The organism is Paenibacillus sp. FSL H8-0048, from assembly GCF_038002825.1.
Taxonomy (GTDB): domain Bacteria; phylum Bacillota; class Bacilli; order Paenibacillales; family Paenibacillaceae; genus Paenibacillus_AQ.
Map to the genome: position 1 here is coordinate 3,263,109 of NZ_JBBODF010000001.1, position 19,125 is coordinate 3,282,233.

Genomic DNA, 19,125 nt, shown 5'->3' on the forward strand with positions numbered 1-19,125 from the left:
TACATTTGGTCCAGTCCCCCCGTGGTTACAGGAGTTAACGGGCAAATAGGGACACTTGTTCCGCTGCTATTTGACTCCCCCTCACCCTACATGTTAGGGTGATTTGGAAGGTACTATTTTCCGGGAGGGATTGTTCATGACAGCAGTGAAGCTCAGTATTGATTATGATGGATATGAAGAAGGCAAGCGGATGGTAACGGAGATTGAACGCTTAAGCGGAAGCCCTGAAGCCGCCGGCCTGACCAGTCTTACGATTGGCGACTGGGGACAAGCCTACGAGAACAGCTCGGAGGAAGTTGTCCAGGCGCTGGTGAAGCATAGCGTAAGCTTCCCGGCATTGCGTAAGCTTTTCATTGGAGATATGAGCTACGAGGAATGTGAAATTTCGTGGATTACCCAGAGTGACCTCTCCCCGCTGCTCCCTGCCTATCCGGAGCTTCAGTCATTGACGATCCAGGGCGGTACCAGTCTGCGGCTTAGCCAGCTGCAGCACGACAAGCTCGAAGAACTCATTATTATTACAGGCGGACTCGGCAAGGATGTGCTGGCGGATATCGCCGCTTCCACGCTGCCTAACCTGCAGAAGCTCGAACTCTATCTTGGGGTGGACAATTACGGCTTCGACGGCGGGCTGGAAGACCTTCTGCCGCTGATCGAGCCTGGGAAATTCCCTAAGCTAACCTATCTTGGACTCAAAAACAGTGAGATCCAGGACGAAATTGCCGCAGCCCTGGCGGACGCGCCGATTCTGGACCAGCTCCATACCCTGGATATGTCACTGGGAACGCTTAGCGACACCGGCGCAGAAGCACTGCTCGCCAGCGAGCGGGTCAAGGGACTGAAGCTGCTCAATCTGAGCCATCACTTCTTGTCTGACGAGATGATGCAGCGTCTGAAGGACAGCGGCCTGCCGGTCGATGTGAGCGACCAGCAGCAAGCCGATGACGATGATGACTGGCGTTATCCGTCGATCACAGAATAATGCAGCCCGCAGCACCGCTGATTGTCTTCTGCCAGCCCGGCGACCGGCGCTCGGCCGGTATCCAGCAGGCGCGCTCGCGCCTCGGGATGCCACCGGCGCTGCTGATTCCCTATGCTGGGCTGCTGGAGAACCAGCCGCTGGCTGATCTGCTGGAGCAGGCCGTGCAGCAGCAGGCTGCCGGGCTGCCGGAACAGTTGAGCCGGCAGCTCCGGGGCACAATGCCGGAACCGCCGGGGCTGAGTTCGCCAGCGCTGAACGGATGGCCAGGGGCAGTACCGCCAGCTACACCGGACAGCAGCGGCTATTCCGTGTTGGATTCCGCAGCGGGGCCACAGCAGCTAGCGATGGAGTCCCCGGGCCGCCGGAGCTCCGGGCACTCCGCGCCGGGGCCCGCAGCGGAAGCCCAGCGCCTGCTGCCGGATTCTCCCGGCGGCAGCTTCAGCGTGCCCGCTGCGCCGGGGCCCGCAGCGTGCGCTCCGCTGCTGCGCCTGGAGTCCCCCGGCGGCAGCTTCGCGCTGGAGCGGGCGCTTATCGCGCTGGGCGCACCGGATGCGCCGGACGCGGACGACTCGCTGCACCCGTTCGGGCAGCAGCCGGACCTGCGGCCGCTAAGCTTCAAAGCGGCCTCCGCCCTGAAGGATCTGCCCGGCGTGCTGCATCACCCGGCCCAGTGGTTCCGCGGCTACTGCCGCCTGCTGGCGCGGCTCCGGCAGGAGGCCGGGCAGCTCCTGCCCGCCTCCCGCTGGACCAACGACCCGGCGGAGATCGCAGCCATGACGGACAAGCGCCGGACCCAGCAGATTCTGGCTGAGTCCGGCGTGTCTGTTCCCCGGCCGCTCCGCGGCAGCGGCGGACAAGTCCCCGTGGACTACGCCTCCCTGCGCGAGCTGATGCTGTCGGAGCGGATGCACCGCGTGTTCATCAAGCTGGCCAGCGGCTCCGCCGCTTCCGGCGTGATTGCTTATCAGCTGAACCCGGCCACGGGAGCTGAGTCGGCGGTTACCACCATCGGGGTCGAGAGCTATATTACCCGGCCCCCGGTGTATTATAATTCCGGCAAGCTGCAGCGTTATACCGATTCTGCCCGCCTTGCCGGCATCATTAACTGGCTCTACCGCCACGGCGCCTATGCCGAGCAGTGGATTCCGAAGCCCGGCAGGGACGGGCATTCCTTCGACATCCGCCAGCTGGTTGTCGCCGGAGAAGCCTGCCACGCTGTCGCCAGGGTCAGCACCACACCCATTACGAATCTGCATCTGCGCAGCCGGCGGATGACTCCGGCGGAGGCCGGGCTGAGCGAGGCGCAGCAGGCGGAGGTACGCCGGATAGCGGAGGCTTCGCTGGCCGCTTTTCCGAACTGTTCCGTCGCGGGCATCGATGTGCTGGTTGGAAGCACCGGGCAGACGTATACGGCGGATGTGAATCCTTTTGGCGACTTGTTGTACGATGTTGAATACCAAGGCTGCAGCACCTACGAGTGGGAAATGAAGCAGCTGTCTTAGGAGGAATCCGGCCCCATGACCGATATGAATGCCATTGTCGGCACCCACGATATCTTAATGATTACACTCGATACTCTGCGCTACGATGCGGCTGTGCTGGAGGAGGCCAATTGCCCCAATCTGTGCGGCAGCGGTCCCTGGGAGAAGCGGCATACCCCCGGCAGCTTCACGTATGCGGCCCATCATGCCTTCTTCGGCGGATTCCTGCCCACTCCGGCGGACACGAATAAGGCTGAGCATGTGCGGCTGTTCCACTCCAGCAATACCGGGATGAAGACCCATCCCCATACCTGGCTGTTCGATACGCCGGATATGGTGTCGGGGCTGGCAGCGGCGGGTTATCAGACGGTGTGTATCGGGGGCGTCATCTTTTTCAGTAAAAAAGTGCCCCTCGCCCGCGTCCTCCCCGGTTATTTCCAGCAGAGCTACTGGCGGATGACCTTCGGGGTCACGAACCCGCGCTCGACGGAGCACCAGGTGAATCACGCGCTCAAGCTGCTCGGCAATACCCCGCTGGACCAGCGGCTGTTCCTGTTCATGAATGTCTCGGCGATCCATGGCCCGAACCATATGTTCCTGCCGGGCGCGCGCAAGGATTCAGTGGACAGCCAGCGCGCAGCGCTGCGTTATGCCGACGGAGAGCTTGGGCGTCTGTTCGATGCGTTCCGGAAGCGCGGCAATCCGGTGTTCTGTCTGGCTTTTTCCGATCACGGTACGGCGTACGGCGAGGACGGCTATCAGGGCCACCGGCTGGCGCATGATACGGTATGGAATGTTCCGTACCGGGAATTTATTTTATAGGCATGAACTGAAATTTCGATCCCGCACAAGGAAGGAGAACGTATGACGTCCATCCGGCAATCTCTGCATCACCTGAACCAAGACGGACACCCTCCCTTCTCCGCCGGGGAGCTTCAGCAATGGACGGAGCAGATCACGGCCCATCCTTACCGCAATTATCTCTATTCCTATCCGCACAAAACCGCTTACCGCGAGTTCGCGTCCCCCCTTCCCTTAGAGGAGCTGTGGCGGGATGAGCCTGCGGAGAGTTTTTTCTTATATATGCATATTCCGTTCTGCGGCGCGCGCTGCGGCTTCTGCAATCTGTTCACGCTGCCTGATAAAAGAGCGAATGTGCATGCCGAATACGTGGATGCGCTGGAACGGCAAGCCCGGCAGTGGGCAGCCTTCACCCGTCACAAGCCTTACGCACGCTTCGCCATCGGCGGCGGTACGCCCAGTCTTCTGGCTCCTGCCCAGCTGAACCGGCTGTTCAGGATTGCTACGGATATTATGGGAGTGGATCTGGGAACCACCTCCATCTCCGTGGAGACCTCCCCCGAGACGTTGACGGAGGAGAAGCTGACGATTCTGAAGGAGCATACCGTGGACCGCGTCAGCATGGGCATCCAGAGCTTCGTGGCCGCCGAGTCGGCTGCGATCTACCGCCCGCAGGACCCGGAGGTGGTGTACCGTGCGCTGGAGCTGCTGGGACAGTTTGATTTTCCCATCCTCAATCTAGACTTGATCTACGGACTCCCGGGGCAGACGGTGGACTCCTGGCTCTATTCGCTGAACCAGGCGCTATTGCATGAACCGGAGGAAATCTTCCTCTATCCGCTCTACACCCGTGAGCATACGATTGTGAAGCCGGGCGACCTGGTGAACCAGCTGGATATCCGTCATGAATGCTATGAAGCAGCACGTGCAGTGCTGGCAGAGCGCGGCTACCGCCAATATTCGATGCGCAGATTCGCCAAGGAGGATGCCGGGACCGGTAAGGATATTCTCGACTACAGCTGCCAGGAGGAAGGGATGGTCGGCCTCGGCTGCGGCGCGCGGTCCTATACCCGGAATGTGCATTATGCCTCCCGCTACGGCGTCAGCCGCAAGGCCACGGAGAGCATCATCGCGGATTATGTTGCTGCAGAGCGTTATGATACAGCCGATTATGGCATCGTACTGAGCCTGGACGAGCAGAAACGCCGGTTCATTCTAAAAGCAATCCTGCACAGCGAAGGCCTGACGATTGCGGATTATAACCAGCGGTTCGGGACTACGCTATGGGAGGATCATCCTGAGCTTGGCCTGTTGGTACAGAGCGGGTTCGCCACGGAGGATGAGGGCATTCTGCGGCTGACTCCAGATGGGCTGGGGTACTCCGACTCCATCGGTGACTGGTTCATCTCCGGAGAGATCCGCGAGCAGATGAAAGAGTTCGTCCTGCCATGAAGGCCGTCCTCTACTACCGGGGCTCCCTCTCCTCCTGTAACTATGACTGCCCGTACTGCCCCTTCGGCAAAACCAAAGACAGCGCCGCCACCCTCGCCAAAGACCGCGCAGGTCTTGAAACCTTCGTCCGCTGGGTAGCGGAGCAGGGGGCCGCAGGCCACCGCCTGTCTATCTTTTTCAATCCATATGGCGAGGGCTTAACGCACCGCTGGTACCGGGAGGCGCTGATTACGCTGTCCCATATGGAGCATGTGGACAAGGTCGCCATTCAGACTAATCTGTCCGCCCGGCTTGATTTCACCGCTGAGCTGAATCCGGCCAAGGCAGCCTTCTGGGCAACCTATCATCCGGGTCAGGTCAGTGAGGAACGGTTCCTGGCGCAGTGTATGAGCGTATACCGCCAGGGGATTCCTTTTAGCGTGGGCAGTGTGGGGGTGCATAGTGCCTTCCCGGCTATCGCCTCGCTCCGTGCGGCCTTGCCGGAGGACGTCTATCTGTGGGTGAACGCCTACAAGGACAAGCGGGATTATTATACCGCAGAGGACATAAGCTTCCTTAGCGGGATAGACCCGCATTTCCAGATTAATGCGGTGGACTACGACAGCCTCGGCGCGAGCTGTAATGCCGGCAGCAGCGTATTCTACGTGCAAGGGCCGGGGCTAGTGAAGCGCTGCTACAAGGACCGCGCGGTGATCGGCAACCTCTACCGTGACGGGCTGGAAGGACTGGCTGCCCGGCGGAGCTGCCGGATGAAGGTCTGCGACTGTTACATCGGTTATATTCATATGCCCGAGCTGGGCCTGGAGCAGATTTACGGCTCCGGCCTGCTGGAGCGGATTCCTTACGGCGCAGGGAGGACAGAGTAATGACTACTGGTAAGTTACAGGCACACAAGACCTCTGCCGGGTTAACAATATGGCTTACCGGTCTGTCGGGAGCGGGCAAGTCTACGCTTGCCGCGCTGCTCACAGACCGGCTCCGGGAGCAGGGCCAGGCGGTGGAATGGCTGGACGGCGATGAGCTGCGGCGCAGCCTGGGGCGGGGACTCGGCTTCAGCCGCGAGGACCGGTTCGAGAACATCCGCAGAGCGGTGTACCTCGCCGGGATGCTGAACCGGCATGGCGTGATTACCGTGGTCTCGGTAATCAGCCCTTATGCCGGGATGCGCAGCTATGCCCGGCAGGAATTGCCGGGCTTCGTCGAGGTCTATGTGGACTGCCCGCTCCCCGTCTGCGAAGCGCGGGATGTCAAAGGGCTGTACGCCAAGGCCCGCTCCGGTGAGCTCCCGGCCTTCACCGGGATCTCCGATCCCTATGAAGCTCCGGCTGACCCGGAGCTGACGCTGCACACAGCGGAGCGTACACCGGAGCAATGCATGGAAGAGCTGATCAGCTGGCTCACGGAGCATCGGCTTTATCGGCTCTGATGGAATAGAGCAGACGAAATAAGGAGGGGCATTAATGCCCCTCCTTTGTTTATTTGGCGCGTGTCCGGGGAATTCGGGGGCACTAATGCTCCTCATTTGCTCGTTTAGCCCGCATCTGCTGAATTCAGGTGCACTAATGCTCCTCATTCGCTCGTTTAGCCCGCATCCGTGGAATTAAGGGGCACTAGTGGACTCCTGTCAAGAAAGTAGACAAAACCTACAACGTTTTTCGCTTAAATGTGGCTGCAAACTGAACCGGAGAAACGTACCCCAGTGCCCCATGGATTCGTTTACGGTTGTAGAAAAATTCAATGTACTGGAAAATGGCATCATACGCCTGTTGCTTCGTTTTAAATCGATTCCAGTACACCAACTCTTTTTTTAAGAGGCTGTGAAAAGATTCGATACAGGCGTTATCATAACAGTTTCCTTTGCGGCTCATGCTTGCGGTCATCTGGTACGTCTTTAGGCGTTCCCGGTAGTCTGCAGAGGCGTACTGGGAGCCTCGATCCGAATGGTGAATCAAGCCCTTTCCGGGGCGTTTGGCCTGGTAGGCAGCGTCCAGAGCGCCCTGTACGAGGTCAGTGGTCATCCGGTCGCTAAGCCGCCAGCCGACAATCTCCCGGGTACACAGGTCCAGCACGCTCGCCAAGTACATTCGTCCTTCCCGGCAGGGAATGTAGGTGATATCCGCTACCCACGTCTGGTTCGGCTTTTCCGTGTGAAATTGCTGGTTTAACAAGTTGGGGGCAATGGGTAGCGGATGGTTGGAGTCGGTGGTGCATACGCGAAATCTCTTTGCGACACAAGAGCGCAGCCCCAGTTCTTTCATGTACTTGCCTACCGTGCGTTCACTGACCTGGTGCCCTTCACGCACTAGGAGAACCTTGATTTTGGGGCTGCCATAGCGACCCTTAGAGTCGTGAAAATGATAGGCAATCCGCTTTAGCAACAAGGCTTTACGAGTGGCTTGAGGGCTGGGCTTCGCTGTTCTCCATTTGTAATACCCGCTCCGGGACACCTGAAAGACACTGCACATCTTCTCCACGCGGAACTCGGAGCGATGATCTTCAATAAACCGAAATCTCAGTTCTTTGGATTGCTGAAGATGTGCACGGCTTTTTTTAGGATGGCCATCTCCTCTGTCAGGTCTGCGAGTTCTTGCTCCCGCTCCTTCAGTTGACGTTCCAGCTCTCTGTATTTGTCTGGAGTAATGATGGGCTCATTCTCAAACTGCCGGTACTGACCTAGCCATTTATGCAACGTTTTGGCGGGGACATCCAGCTCCAGGGCCAATTCCGCCACCGTTTTCGTCTGCTCCTGGATGTACTTTACGGCCTGTCTTTTGTATTCTTCATTGTAGCTTCTCCGTGTTCCACTCATGCGGACACCTCCTCGTTAAACTCATTATCTCTATTCTCTTAACGGGTGTCCACGGTTAACACTAACAGCACTAGTGCTCCTCATTTGCTCATTTGGCGCATACCCGCTGAATTCAGGGGCACTAGTGCCCCTCATTTACTCATTTGACGCGTATCGCTGAATTCGGGAGCCCGATGAGGAGGATGGATTAAAAGAGTGAAGTCATTGAAACCAATTCTATGCGAAATACCGAACACAATTGCTGCTCCGAGGGTAAACGGGCCCAATGTATATGAAAAACCGAATACAATAGTGTAGGTAGGTCCGTCTTATTAATCCACTCCAGATTATTTGCGCGAGTTAGATTGACGTCGCAGGAGAATCAGTACAGCGCCTCCAAGGACTATGATTCCGGCACCCGCTCCGGCGTATAGCAGCCAAGGTGCAGAGTTTGTTTCAGGCACAGCCGTTGGATTATTTTCATTTGTTTTATTTTTTTCAGTTGTTGCGTTATTTTCAGATGTTGAATTATTAGCTGAGGTTGAATTGTTACCAGAGACCGCCCCTGGATCATCAGCGATCCCGGGCGGCTCCGTGGGCGAAACCCCTGACATGCCGGCGCCAAGCTCATTCAGATCCTCCTGGGCAACAGAGGATAATGCGGTCCGGCTGCAGAAGCTGACTGTAAGCTTAGCTGTTCCTTCCTCACCTGCCGCTTCCTCTCCGCCTGCATACACGATGTAGCGTTCTCCCTTGGTGAACTGGAAGCCGCAGCTTTCCTCCGCCTGTGCGGTAGTTACCGTCACTTGTTCCCCTACTTCACCCTTCCACCGGACTCCCACTTGAAAGGTTACCTGTACCGGATCAGCGCTGGACTGCATCAGTTTAAATTTCTCTTTAATGGAGACTACCGTTCCCTCAAAAACAGCGGCACTCTTCTCCATTGCTTCCATCGGCGGCGGAGACACTACACAAGAACAGGCATAGGTAACCTGCGGGCGCACAGTCAGCAGTGTCATGAAGACAATTAGCGCACAGAGAGCCATCAGCCAGGCGCTCCGTATTTTCCTTCTCGTTACCATCATCATCACGCTCCTCATAGCCCTCAGACGGAAGCTTCCAGAGAAAGGTTACACACGCCCGCCCTCTACTCCCCTGCCTCAATCTCCCGCGCAATGGCGGTGAGCCGCTGCATTCCCTCGCGCAGCATGGCTTCACTTGCGAATGAGTAGCTAAGACGCAGCCAGGACTTCATCTCCCCCAGCGGATCGCAGAGCTCACCGGGAACGAAGGAGATGGACTGCTCCAGGCAACGGGCCAGCAGTTTAGTTACCGGAATACTGTCCGGCAGCTTGACCCACAGATTGAGTCCGCCCGGCGGAGTAGTCCATTCCCAGCCGGTGGCCGCAAGCTCCTCCTCCATAATCTCCTTGTGCACTTGAAGGGCAATCCGCAGCTTGCCGAGATGCTGCTGTAAGCGCGGCGAGGTGTAATAATGCAGGAAAATCTTCTGATTCAGCAGCGGCGTCCCGTTGTCCGCCAAGGACTTGGCCGCGATCAGCCGTTCCATGAACGGGTAACGGCAGGCCACCGCACAGATCCGCAGGCCGGGAGCCACATATTTGCTGAAGCTGCTGATATACATGACCCAGCCCTCCGTATCATAGGCGAAGAATGGTGGGGGCGGCTCTTCCCCGAAGTACATATCACGGAACGGATCATCCTCCACGATCAGGCAGCGGTAGCGCTCCGCAAGCTCCACCAGGAGCTTACGCTGCTTCGCCGGAACCGTATACCCCGTCGGGTTATGATGGGTCGGGTTGATGTAGAACATCCGCGGCTTAGCCTTGCGCATCAGCTCCTCCACTGCCGCCAGATCATAGCCCTGCGGTGAGACCTCCACGGCTATCAGCCGCGCCCCTGCCCGCTTGAAAATATCCAGCGCCACACTATACGTAGGCCGCTCCACCAGCACAGCATCCATCGGACCGAGCATGATCCCGGCAATCAGATTGATGGCCTGTTGTGCGCCCGAGGTAATCAGCAGCTCGCGGGCCGACAGCTGGAGCTTATACCGCTCCCCGAAATGGCTGCTCAGCGTAACACGCAGCTCTTCATCCCCTTCCACGGATGAGTAGGTGCCCATGACCTTCGGGTAGAGGTCGAATACTTTTTTGACATAATCGGACAGGAACAGGTTCGGCAGCAGCCCCGGATCAATCAACGCCTGAGAGAACCGGTACGTGACCGGCAGCCGCTGAATATCGGACATCGGGCTCCTGACCATATATCCGGGCACTGCCGTCCCTTCGTCCGCCGGAGGGTTAAACCTGCTGCCCGGCGCCACATAATAACCGGATTTGTCTTTGACATACAGCTTGCCGCTCTCGGTAAGCGCCCGGTAGGCCTTGAACACTGTCAGCCGGTGAACTCCCAGCTCCTCCGCCAGCAGCCGGATCGACGGCAGCTTATCATCAGCCCTCCACTCCCCGCGCTCCATCCGGTTCAGCATGAACTCATAGACTTGGCGGAATAAGGGACTATTCTGCCCGGCTTCTGCTATTTTTTTCATCAAAAAACTACCGCCTTTCTGCAACATATACCGGGGCTCCCCCCGCTCCATCGCTCCATATTCACTCAACACGGCTCCTGCTGACGCCTGCCGGCTCCTGCACATCATCGCACGCTCCGCCGCTAACTTCTCTTTGTCCTATTGTACAGCATTCCCCTCCGCAACTGTTCTACTATCTCCAATCTGTTCTGTGCCTATGAGGATATGATTAATTGAAATCTTGTAAGAGGGTGGCACACTGCCACCGCAAAGGGGAACTGAACCATGATTCTGTTAGCTTATTCACTTGTCTGTCTGATCTTCGGCACTACCTTCCTGGCCATCAAAATCGGCGTAGACGCCGGAGCGCCGCCCTTCTTCTCTGCGGGACTGCGTTTTTTCGTGGCGGGTGCGGTGCTGTTCCTGTTCATGGTTCTGAAGGGAAAAGCCCGCTTCTCCCTGCTGCTGCGCAAGGAAATGCTGCTCACGGGAGCAGCCCTGACCTTCGGTACCTTCGCCGCGCTCTATTGGGCGGAACAATATGTATCCTCCGGGCTTGCTGCCGTATTGTCAGCTACCGGACCGATGATGATTCTGCTGATGCAGACGGCCTTCCTGCGCCAAAAAGCTCCCGCCTACTCCCTGCTCGGCTGTATCATCGGGTTCACCGGAGTCCTGTTGCTGGTGCTGCCCAGTCTGGCGGATGACGTCACTCCGCTCTGGTTAATCGGCTGTGTGGTGGTGCTGATTGGGGAACTCTGCTACGCGGCGGGGGCGATCTATTCCAAAAAAGTAATCACCGCCTTCTCCTCCGAGTCACCCGTGGCCCTTAACGCAGCCCAGATGATGTACGGCGGGGCGCTGCTGTTCATCGTCTCCTTGTTCACTGAGCCGCTGCACCCGTCCTTCCTGTTATCGTTCGAGACCGCCGGTTCCCTGCTCTACCTGACCGTTGTCGGCTCCATGGTTGGACATACCCTGTTCTACTGGCTCGTTTCCAAGACGAATCCGGTCTTTCCGTCCACCTGGCTGTATGTCTCACCGCCGATTGCCGTCGGCGTAGGCTTCCTGTTCTATAACGAAGCGGTCACCTGGGTAACGCTGCTTGGCGTGTTCACAATTATATCCGGAACCATCCTTGTGAATGCTGGCGCTCTGAAGCAGCTGTTCACCAAGCCTAAACCGGTAATCCCCGTTTTGCCAAAAGCAAGCGTTGAACCCCTGGTTCAGGAGTAACTATCTGCGCTTCCCCCTAACACAAACAGCCTGCACCCTGACTTAAAGGGATGCAGGCTGTTCTTTTATCTTAACAGGATTCGCGCCGATGGGCGTCTATGGCTGCTCTTCTGAGCTGAAATACAAATTCAGCGGCAATTCTTTATCGCTATCCAGGCTATTTGCCATTCTATAGGTGATGAACAACTTGTCATCACCCTCGCCGTGCGTCCAGGATTCTTCTACTGCTCCAGTCAGCGGCTTCAATGGGAAGGTCATCCCGTCAATCGACTGGAGTGATTCCTCTACTTTGTCAGCCTCTGCCTCATCTCCTGGTTTGTATTGGTTCAGGAAAGCACGTACCAGCTCTCTCGCATCCTCATACCCGCTGTCCGATCTGGGAAAAACCGTCCCGATCCGGTAACCGGTAATCTTACCGTTTGTGACATCTGCCGTCATCTGCTGGATGAATTCTTTTTGATTGACGGTCAGTTTCTCGTCCAGCATCAGTGTACCCAAGGTTGTATCGTACGCTTGAGCAGCAGCCTTCATTCCCAGAGTAGTAAGCCCTTCTTCAAGCGGCTGCTTGAATACGGCCCGGTGCTTCTCTACCTGTGTGAACAGCTCGTTATATTGGGGTGTATCCTTGCTGCAGCCCGCCGTCAATAAGGAAAGAACCACTATTCCACAGATGAGCAAAAAGTATGATCGTCTCAATTGAATACACCTCCTTGTCTTTCACTTACCTAGAAATCAAACACTAGGAAAGTTATTTTATATTATATGTCCAACTTGGTTTACAAGATGCCAGTAACTTCAAAATGATGATTAGTACCATTTACATTTATATCATATGATACTCCGCATACCCAAGCTATACCTCCTCCTACAAGATAAACCCTATTGCTGCTTAATGCATTATATCCAGTATATTTTGTTCCCAGTATGGGCGAACTGACACTTGTGGTTACTTCATGTCGAAAAGGAAAATTGTTTGCTTCAGGAGCAGCAGTATACCCAGGATAAGTAAGGAGTGTTCCAAAAGTAACCCATGTTGCTTTAAAATTACCTATGTTATATCCGCTGTTAGCATACGCTGTAACATCTTGACGTAGAGGGCGCATGTACGTAAGATTGTTAAACTGATCATAATGTGCAGTAAATATACTAACGGAACTTAATCCGTAACCGATTGTCCCTGGTGTCCCAGTTGGTTTACCCGCCTCACCTATAGCACTTATTGCATTTGCTTTTGAGATTGGCAATACCGTAGTAACACTTATATCTCCACTGTCCAATTCATTCCAAATTCTAATGGCTTCACCATGAATCTCTCCACCACGCATTGTTTCAATATTTTGAGTTGCAGGTACATACTGTACTGCACTGTCCTGATCAAGAGTTGCACCCTGCTCACGCAACCAGTTTATAGTCACTTCAGGCAGTTCATTAATGCTCATGATCGCCGTCTCAGCGGCAGACATACTATCAACAACAGTTCTAAATTCTTTATTTTCCAGATTATTTTCCATTGCAAAGGCATTTAAAGGTATGAAGATCAGTATAGCAACAACCATGATCGAAACTAGTCTTTTCATAATTTACTCTCCCCTGCGTTTTTTTGAAAATTTTTTCATCTAGGATGGCCACCCACTAAACCTTACCATATATGTGATATAAATAAACGTTATTTAATCCATATATTAGAAAATAGTAGTTAACTCCTAAACGTTATGTATATATTCGACAATTAATACTATTAACCGACATATTTAGAAAATAAGAATTCATAATCCTTTTAGCAATCGCTTTTTCATAAAAGTTTCTTATTACATAAATCTTCAGTTAAAGAAAGCTTGTCTATGAATTGCTAACTGGTGGAGCAAAATACATTTTCGCGGCATTCCTTTCATCCTGTGAAAAATATAGCAGACTACTCTAAAAATCAAACACTCTCCCTTGACCACTGGACACACAAAAACAAGGGCCTCCCTAAAGTCCGGCGGGACTTCGGGAAACCCTTGTCTGTGATCATCTTATGCTTATGCGTCATCCGCTGTTCATTCGCCGCTTAACGGATGCGCCCCTGGTTTCTGAGCAACTCGCTGTCAACCTTCGCCTTCTCATCAACAAGGCTGCCAGGCCGTGCACCTTCTTGTCTGGCTGCTTCCTGTGCCTGCCGTTCCTCCAGGTCTTGGAGCCTGCGGTCGGCTGTATGATCCGGCATCTTGTCGATGCCGTTACGCGTGCCGGAATACAGATCCCCTGTCATTCCCGGCCGCTTCATATCCTCCACTGCGCTGCGCTCCGGGAGATCATGCTCCGTGGCTGAATTCATCGTGTCCAGCCCGGTATCATGTCTGCCTTCCAGACCTGAGCCATTGAACGCCGCATCCACCGCGTCTGTTACGGAGTCCCGTGGAGCATTCACATCCGCAGCCGCCCCCGCAGTGCCGGTATCGCTCATATAGCGGTCAGCATTCGCCGAATTATGGTTGCGGAATACAGTGTATACGTCCTGTTCGCGGGAGATATCTGCATCCACCATGACCAAAATGCGTCCTTCGTCCACATAGTTGTCATAGCTCGCAGCTTCATCCTCAGGGATGCCCAGTCCGATCAGCCCGCCGACCAGACCGCCCGTTCCTGCGCCTACGGCTACTCCGGTCAGGGTGGCTGCTATCGGCCCCGCTGCGATAATCGGCCCGATGCCCGGAATCGCCAGAGCGCCGATGCCTGCCAGCAGTCCGGTTACACCGCCGAGGATACCGCCGGTCGCCGCCCCGGAAGCCATCCCCTCCGGCACCTTCGTCCCGGTCTCATCATTAATCGCTTCCACATCACGTTTATTTCTCGCTATCACTGAGATATCCTCTGTCAGAAAGCCTTGCGCCTTCAAATCTTCAATGGCCCGTGAAGCTTCATGCTCTGTATGGAACACACCTACAATTTTCTTATTCATAACGATTCCCTCCTGGTAGCTGTTTTAGGTTGTTAATTACTTAACCAAACCCTTCTCCGCGAAACTGGTAACTTTCGATCTTGAGCCGGTTCCGCAAAAAAATTTATGAAACAGGAAATTGCCCGCCGGACACATTTTCCACAAATTCAGTGATTTGAAGTCAACTTAGATTACACTGAATTCTCCGGTTCATGGCAGTTATTAAGCCTTTGGGAACAATGCTCCAATCTCCTTACAGCGCGGCCAAAAGAGACTATACTCCTCGTATAACAGGTAAGCTACTCTTATAGAATTCAGGGGGAAACCGCGATGAATATGCGTCTGAAGGTACTTAAGAAGCATCTGCTCTTCTGCTGCAGTGAGCACTGCAATAACCAGGATGTAGAGGATGTCATGCAGGAATTCAAGGAGCAACTGGTGGAGCAAGGGATCAACAAGACGGTCAAAATCAACAAAACCAGCTGTCTCGGCCTATGCGGCAATGGACCTTTTGTCATCGTGTATCCGGACGGGGTCTGGTATTACAATGTAACGACGGAGGATGTGGCCCGTATCGTGGAGGAGCATTTAGTGAACGGTCAGCCCGTAGAAGAGCTGGTTATGCTCAAAATGGAAGCCTGAGTCCCAGCGTCCCCAGCCTGCCCGCCTTCAGCCTCATACTCCTGGTCCCTTCCCTCCCGGGCTGGGACTATTTGCGGTTGTCCGGCCCTCCTCCTTCTGAGGTATACTAGAGGTATATGTTCAATAGGAGTGCCAACATCCTTTTAGGAAATGAGGCTGCAAGCATGACAGTATTCAAATATAACGCCCATCGCCCCCACCGGGCCAATCCTGACTTATATCTGCATTACTGGGGCCAGGAGCAGTGCGCACCCGGTCATTCGTTCGGACCCGGGGTGCGAAGCCTGTACAAAATTCACTTCATACACGCCGGAACCGGCAAGGTAACCGTCGGTGAAGCCACCCATACATTGAACGCAGGGCAGGCCTTCCTCACTTATCCGCATGTGGTCACGCATTATGCCGCAGATCAGGCTGACCCGTGGCTGTATTCCTGGATTGCTTTTACGGGGGAAGAGGCAAGTTATCTGCTGTCACGGACTTCGCTTACCCCGGAGCAGCCGGTGTTCCCGATGGACCAGGTGCTGATGCCCTCGCTGTCCGCCAGGTTATCGGAGACGGGGAGCAGCGGGGAGCTGCTGGACCTGCCGCTGAAGGTGATGCTCTATGAGTTCTTCTCGCTGCTGCTGCGCACGGTTCCGGCTGCAGGCAGCCCGGCTCCGCGCAGCAGAAGTGTCTATGTCGAGCAATGCCTGCATTACCTTCAAGCCCACTACGCCGAGAATGTGACGATGGAGAGCCTGTCCGCTTCCCTGAAGCTGGACCGCAAATATATGTCGGCGCTGTTCAAGCGGACGGTCGGCTTGCCTCCGCAGCAATATCTGCTCCAATTCCGCATGTCTAAGGCTTGCGAGCTGCTGACGGAGACTGGCTGCACTATCGGGGAGATCTCGCAATCGGTGGGGTATCAGGATGCCTTGCTGTTCTCCCGGATGTTCAAGAAGGTGAAGGGCTGCTCGCCCAAAGAATACCGGCTCCGCCATGCAGATACGGACATTGTGCTATAAAAATCATCCTTGCTGACATACGATTGAAAGCGTTTATCCGCTACAATTAGGGAGGTATGAAGTCCCGCACAACTTACACTTAGGAGGAATCCAATATGTATATCGCCAATCCTGAACGCTATGGCACGATGAAATATAACCGCACCGGACGCAGCGGACTGTTGCTCCCGGCCATCTCCCTCGGGCTGTGGCATAATTTCGGCGGCAATGATGTATATGAGAACGGCCGTGCGATGGTCCGCCGGGCCTTTGACTTAGGGATCACCCACTTCGACCTTGCCAATAACTACGGCCCGCCTGCCGGCTCTGCGGAAGAGAGCTTCGGCCGGATGCTGAAGACGGATCTCGCGCCTTACCGCGATGAGCTGATCATCTCCAGCAAAGCCGGATACTATATGTGGCCCGGCCCTTACGGTGAATGGGGCTCCAGGAAGTATCTGGTCTCCAGTCTGGATCAGAGCCTGAAGCGGATGGGACTTGATTATGTAGACATCTACTACCACCATCGTCCAGACCCGAATACGCCGCTGGAAGAGACCATGTCCGCCCTCGATTTCCTGGTTCGTCAGGGCAAAGCGCTGTATGTCGGCCTCTCGAACTACAAGCCGGAGGAAGCGCGGGAAGCCGCGCAGATTCTCCGCCGCCTGGGCACGCCTTGCCTGATCCATCAGCCGAACTATTCGATGATGTCGCGCTGGATCGAGGACGGCCTGCAGGATGTGCTGGAGGAAGAGGGCATCGGCACCATCGCCTTCTCCCCGCTGCAAAAGGGGATTCTGACCGACCGCTACCTGAACGGCATCGCAGCCGATTCCCGCGCAGCCGGACCCAGCGTGTTCCTCTCCGAGAAGGAGCTCACGCCTGAGGTGCTGGCCAAGGTTGGCAAGCTGAACGAAATCGCGGCGGCACGCGGACAGAAGATGTCGCAGCTTGCCTTATCGTGGGTACTGCGCGGCGGCAAGGTGACCTCTGCACTGATCGGGGCAAGCAAGACCAGCCAGATCGAGGATGCCGTAGCTTCACTGAATGCGCCTGAGCTAAGCGCGGAAGAGCTGGAGCAGATTGAGAGCATTCTGCGCGGATAAACCGGGGCTGGGACAGATACTGCACCTGCCGAGCCTGCAGATCACTGATACCAGATTACAGATTACAGATTACAGATTATAGAATACAGATACCAGATCACAGACATGACGGAAATCCTGCCCACCCGCTCGCGGTGGTGCAGGATTCTTTTTTGTGCGGATATCCCTAACTAGTAGCTTATCAGCTTTAAAATAGTGGAGCAGACGCAATCCCCTTCAAATTACATCTTTTTTTCCAAGCGGGCGTTGTTCTTCAGGGGCGTTTGGCTTCGCGTAACGGACACAGGGGCTCTTATCCGGGAAGAAAGTCGCCAATTGGGTGAGTAATGGACTCCACAGACCTTATCCTTTGCACTTCAGCTCCGAAACGACTCATAGAGAGACTATAAGGTCGCCTGAGTCCGTTACGCTGCAAAAAGTGGCGTTTTCGCGGGGATAAGATCTCTCCGGTCCGTTAGATTTGGGGTGGATTGGGTTTAACAAGCTTATCCATCCTATTTAATCTGATACAGCATCATATTGAAATATATGAATTGGATCAGTAAGACGAACCAAAACTATTATGTTCGGTTTTCCGCATACATTAGGCCCGCCACCTTCGCGTAAGCACATTGTATTCGGTTATCCGCATACACTTCCCTCCCAACGCTTTCACACTTTTAAAACTCCAGTTCTCATCCTGCCCAACAACAGTTTAAAGACTGCTGCTCTACCAGTTGAACCTTGAAGCCTTCCCGCCCGGGTGCTTACGCTATGCCTGAATGCTATAATGAAATTATTCATAACCATTAATACCCATCACTGCGTAACGAAAGGACATCCGATGAAGACTAACCGATTGGGGCAATCCGATTTACATGTAAGTGCCATGGGGCTTGGCTGCATGTCGCTGGGGACAGAGGAAGCGCAGGCCACCGCCATTATCCACGAAGCGCTCGACCGCGGAATTAACTTCCTGGACACCGCCGACCTCTATGATGAGGGCCGCAATGAGGAGCTTGTCGGTCAGGCCATCCGGCACCGCCGTGCTGACGTGATCCTGGCGACCAAGGTGGGCAACCGCAGAATTCCCGGCAAGGAAGGCTGGAGCTGGGATGCCTCCAAGGCCTATATCCGCTCCGCTGTGAAGGAGAGCCTGCACAGGCTGCAGACCGATTATATTGATCTGTATCAGCTGCACGGAGGAACGCTGGAGGATGATATCGATGAGACGGTTGAAGCCTTCGAGGAGCTGAAGCGGGAAGGGGTTATCCGCCATTATGGCATCTCCTCCATCCGGCCGAATGTGATCCGTGAATATGTGCAGCGCTCCGGCATCGTCAGCGTGATGAGCCAATATAGCATTCTCGACAGACGCCCGGAGGAGAACATTCTTCCGCTGCTGGGCCGCACGGGCATCAGTATGATTGCCCGGGGGCCGCTGGCGAGCGGCATTCTGACCGATCATGGCCGCAGCAAGGCGCAGCGGGCGTATCTGGACTATACGGAGGCCGAGCTCACGGCGCTGCATGAGCAGCTGATGAGCCAGACCACCCTGACGCGGACGCTGACACAGACGGCGCTGCAATATCCGCTGGCTGATCCGGCGGTTGCGGCCATTATCCCGGGGGCCAGCAGCCTGGAGCAGCTGCGGCAGAATATGGCGGCTGCACGCTCGCAGCCGCTCTCTGCACTTGAGCTTGAAGCTGTACGGGATGCCAGCAAGGCAGGACGGTATACCCTGCACGTATAGAGCAGCCTACGCCTAACAGAAGAAGCTGTCCGGAAACTGTAGGCATTACAGTCTCTGGACAGCTTCTTATTTTTGCTTAGCTTCTTATTGTCTACCTGCGAACGCGTTTCCTTGCCTTAACTATCCACGTAAGTAGTGCAGCCACAAATACCACTGCGGTAATGAGCCAGGTCAGCAGGAACGCCATGCCCAGCCCGATATTGGCATCCAGCGCTTCCCTTCTGCTCTCCAGAATCAGCATCACGGCAAGCGGCGCTCCGCTGGCTATCAGGAGAACGGTCATGCTGTAGCGGGCGAAATTCGTCCGCTTCTGAATAGCCGCGTATAAGCACAGGTATGAAGCAATCAATACTACGAAGGATAATACAGCTTCCCATTCCAGTCTAACCATCGTGTCATCACTCCTTCTCCATAGGAACCGGGGATTGCGTTATAGTATAGCGGCTGC

At 55.2% G+C, this 19,125-nt stretch carries 18 protein-coding genes and 1 pseudogene; 11 read left to right on the forward strand and 8 right to left on the reverse strand.

From position 1 onward, the window contains the following. Positions 1–136 precede the first annotated feature (136 nt). Genes NSU18_RS13915 through cysC form a run of 6 tightly spaced genes read left to right on the forward strand, consistent with a single transcriptional unit; the run spans position 137 to position 6,142 of the window. A complete protein-coding gene (locus NSU18_RS13915) occupies positions 137–982 on the forward strand; it encodes an STM4015 family protein (protein ID WP_341019055.1) in 846 nt (281 codons plus the stop codon). After that, positions 982–2,484, forward strand: coding sequence for an STM4014 family protein (locus NSU18_RS13920; RefSeq protein ID WP_341149302.1), 1,503 nt, complete (start codon positions 982–984; stop codon positions 2,482–2,484). The genes NSU18_RS13915 and NSU18_RS13920 overlap by 1 nt, the downstream gene beginning before the upstream one ends. 15 nt (positions 2,485–2,499) lie before the next feature. Beyond that, a complete protein-coding gene (locus tag NSU18_RS13925; RefSeq protein ID WP_341149303.1) occupies positions 2,500–3,285 on the forward strand; it encodes an STM4013/SEN3800 family hydrolase in 786 nt (261 codons plus the stop codon). Positions 3,286–3,327: 42 nt separating this feature from the next. After that, on the forward strand, positions 3,328–4,716 hold the full coding sequence (locus NSU18_RS13930; protein WP_341149304.1) for an STM4012 family radical SAM protein: 1,389 nt from the start codon (positions 3,328–3,330) through the stop codon (positions 4,714–4,716). After that, positions 4,713–5,582: an STM4011 family radical SAM protein gene (locus NSU18_RS13935; RefSeq protein ID WP_341149305.1), complete on the forward strand. Its 870-nt coding sequence runs from the start codon at positions 4,713–4,715 to the stop codon at positions 5,580–5,582. The genes NSU18_RS13930 and NSU18_RS13935 overlap by 4 nt, the downstream gene beginning before the upstream one ends. Next, a complete protein-coding gene (gene cysC / locus NSU18_RS13940) occupies positions 5,582–6,142 on the forward strand; it encodes an adenylyl-sulfate kinase (protein ID WP_341149306.1) in 561 nt (186 codons plus the stop codon). The genes NSU18_RS13935 and cysC overlap by 1 nt, the downstream gene beginning before the upstream one ends. A gap of 217 nt (positions 6,143–6,359) precedes the next feature. On the opposite strand, the gene NSU18_RS13945 is transcribed toward cysC, so the two are convergent. The 4 genes from NSU18_RS13945 to NSU18_RS13960 form a co-directional block, all read right to left on the reverse strand. Continuing rightward, on the reverse strand, positions 6,360–7,343 hold the full coding sequence (locus NSU18_RS13945) for an IS3 family transposase (RefSeq protein WP_341018601.1): 984 nt from the start codon (positions 7,341–7,343) through the stop codon (positions 6,360–6,362). After that, complete coding sequence (locus NSU18_RS13950; protein WP_341016938.1) at positions 7,229–7,525, reverse strand: transposase; 297 nt, start codon at positions 7,523–7,525, stop codon at positions 7,229–7,231. The genes NSU18_RS13945 and NSU18_RS13950 overlap by 115 nt, the downstream gene beginning before the upstream one ends. Before the next feature lie 326 nt (positions 7,526–7,851). Continuing rightward, a complete protein-coding gene (locus NSU18_RS13955) occupies positions 7,852–8,586 on the reverse strand; it encodes a hypothetical protein (protein WP_341149307.1) in 735 nt (244 codons plus the stop codon). A 65-nt stretch (positions 8,587–8,651) separates the two neighbouring features. Further along, positions 8,652–10,076 carry an aminotransferase-like domain-containing protein gene (locus NSU18_RS13960; protein ID WP_341019046.1) on the reverse strand — a complete coding sequence of 475 codons (1,425 nt, stop codon included), beginning with the start codon at positions 10,074–10,076 and terminating at the stop codon, positions 8,652–8,654. Between the two features lie 264 nt (positions 10,077–10,340). On the opposite strand from NSU18_RS13960, the gene NSU18_RS13965 reads away from it, so the two are divergent. Continuing rightward, positions 10,341–11,291 (forward strand): DMT family transporter, encoded by a 951-nt coding sequence (locus NSU18_RS13965; RefSeq protein ID WP_341019045.1) that lies wholly within the window; start codon positions 10,341–10,343, stop codon positions 11,289–11,291. A gap of 96 nt (positions 11,292–11,387) precedes the next feature. On the opposite strand, the gene NSU18_RS13970 is transcribed toward NSU18_RS13965, so the two are convergent. The 3 genes and pseudogenes from NSU18_RS13970 to NSU18_RS13980 all read right to left on the reverse strand — a co-directional run. After that, positions 11,388–11,987 (reverse strand): hypothetical protein, encoded by a 600-nt coding sequence (locus NSU18_RS13970; RefSeq protein WP_341149308.1) that lies wholly within the window; start codon positions 11,985–11,987, stop codon positions 11,388–11,390. 80 nt (positions 11,988–12,067) lie between these two features. After that, a complete protein-coding gene (locus NSU18_RS13975; protein ID WP_340756469.1) occupies positions 12,068–12,868 on the reverse strand; it encodes a hypothetical protein in 801 nt (266 codons plus the stop codon). Between the two features lie 869 nt (positions 12,869–13,737). Then, positions 13,738–14,232 (reverse strand): annotated as a pseudogene (locus NSU18_RS13980) (general stress protein); the annotation flags it as partial. A gap of 309 nt (positions 14,233–14,541) precedes the next feature. Here NSU18_RS13980 and NSU18_RS13985 point away from each other — a divergent pair. The 4 genes from NSU18_RS13985 (at position 14,542) to NSU18_RS14000 (ending at position 18,677) form a co-directional block, all read left to right on the forward strand. Next, on the forward strand, positions 14,542–14,853 hold the full coding sequence (locus NSU18_RS13985; RefSeq protein ID WP_051493345.1) for a (2Fe-2S) ferredoxin domain-containing protein: 312 nt from the start codon (positions 14,542–14,544) through the stop codon (positions 14,851–14,853). Positions 14,854–15,017: 164 nt separating this feature from the next. After that, complete coding sequence (locus NSU18_RS13990; RefSeq protein ID WP_341019041.1) at positions 15,018–15,860, forward strand: AraC family transcriptional regulator; 843 nt, start codon at positions 15,018–15,020, stop codon at positions 15,858–15,860. 95 nt (positions 15,861–15,955) lie between these two features. Beyond that, the gene (locus tag NSU18_RS13995; protein WP_341149309.1) at positions 15,956–16,945 is read left to right on the forward strand and encodes an aldo/keto reductase; all 990 of its coding nucleotides are present in this window, start codon (positions 15,956–15,958) and stop codon (positions 16,943–16,945) included. Positions 16,946–17,768: 823 nt separating this feature from the next. Continuing rightward, entirely contained in the window at positions 17,769–18,677 is a 909-nt protein-coding gene (locus NSU18_RS14000) for an aldo/keto reductase (protein WP_341149310.1), read from the forward strand. A gap of 91 nt (positions 18,678–18,768) precedes the next feature. Here NSU18_RS14000 and NSU18_RS14005 read toward each other — a convergent pair whose 3' ends face one another. Further along, positions 18,769–19,068, reverse strand: a complete 300-nt coding sequence (locus tag NSU18_RS14005) for a hypothetical protein (RefSeq protein WP_341149311.1) — start codon at positions 19,066–19,068, stop codon at positions 18,769–18,771. Between the last annotated feature and the right edge of the window lie 57 nt (positions 19,069–19,125).

Bases quoted from the DNA above. Each gene is read 5' to 3' on its own strand.
- NSU18_RS13975 (WP_340756469.1), bottom strand. From the start codon at position 12,868: ATGAAAAGACTAGTTTCGATCATGGTTGTTGCTATACTGATCTTCATA.
- NSU18_RS13935 (WP_341149305.1), top strand. From the start codon at position 4,713: ATGAAGGCCGTCCTCTACTACCGGGGCTCCCTCTCCTCCTGTAACTAT.
- NSU18_RS13965 (WP_341019045.1), top strand. From the start codon at position 10,341: ATGATTCTGTTAGCTTATTCACTTGTCTGTCTGATCTTCGGCACTACC.
- NSU18_RS13995 (WP_341149309.1), top strand. From the start codon at position 15,956: ATGTATATCGCCAATCCTGAACGCTATGGCACGATGAAATATAACCGC.
- NSU18_RS14000 (WP_341149310.1), top strand. From the start codon at position 17,769: ATGAAGACTAACCGATTGGGGCAATCCGATTTACATGTAAGTGCCATG.
- NSU18_RS13915 (WP_341019055.1), top strand. From the start codon at position 137: ATGACAGCAGTGAAGCTCAGTATTGATTATGATGGATATGAAGAAGGC.
- NSU18_RS14005 (WP_341149311.1), bottom strand. From the start codon at position 19,068: ATGGTTAGACTGGAATGGGAAGCTGTATTATCCTTCGTAGTATTGATT.
- NSU18_RS13960 (WP_341019046.1), bottom strand. From the start codon at position 10,076: ATGAAAAAAATAGCAGAAGCCGGGCAGAATAGTCCCTTATTCCGCCAA.
- NSU18_RS13990 (WP_341019041.1), top strand. From the start codon at position 15,018: ATGACAGTATTCAAATATAACGCCCATCGCCCCCACCGGGCCAATCCT.
- cysC (WP_341149306.1), top strand. From the start codon at position 5,582: ATGACTACTGGTAAGTTACAGGCACACAAGACCTCTGCCGGGTTAACA.
- NSU18_RS13950 (WP_341016938.1), bottom strand. From the start codon at position 7,525: ATGAGTGGAACACGGAGAAGCTACAATGAAGAATACAAAAGACAGGCC.
- NSU18_RS13930 (WP_341149304.1), top strand. From the start codon at position 3,328: ATGACGTCCATCCGGCAATCTCTGCATCACCTGAACCAAGACGGACAC.
- NSU18_RS13985 (WP_051493345.1), top strand. From the start codon at position 14,542: ATGAATATGCGTCTGAAGGTACTTAAGAAGCATCTGCTCTTCTGCTGC.
- NSU18_RS13925 (WP_341149303.1), top strand. From the start codon at position 2,500: ATGACCGATATGAATGCCATTGTCGGCACCCACGATATCTTAATGATT.
- NSU18_RS13920 (WP_341149302.1), top strand. From the start codon at position 982: ATGCAGCCCGCAGCACCGCTGATTGTCTTCTGCCAGCCCGGCGACCGG.
- NSU18_RS13955 (WP_341149307.1), bottom strand. From the start codon at position 8,586: ATGGTAACGAGAAGGAAAATACGGAGCGCCTGGCTGATGGCTCTCTGT.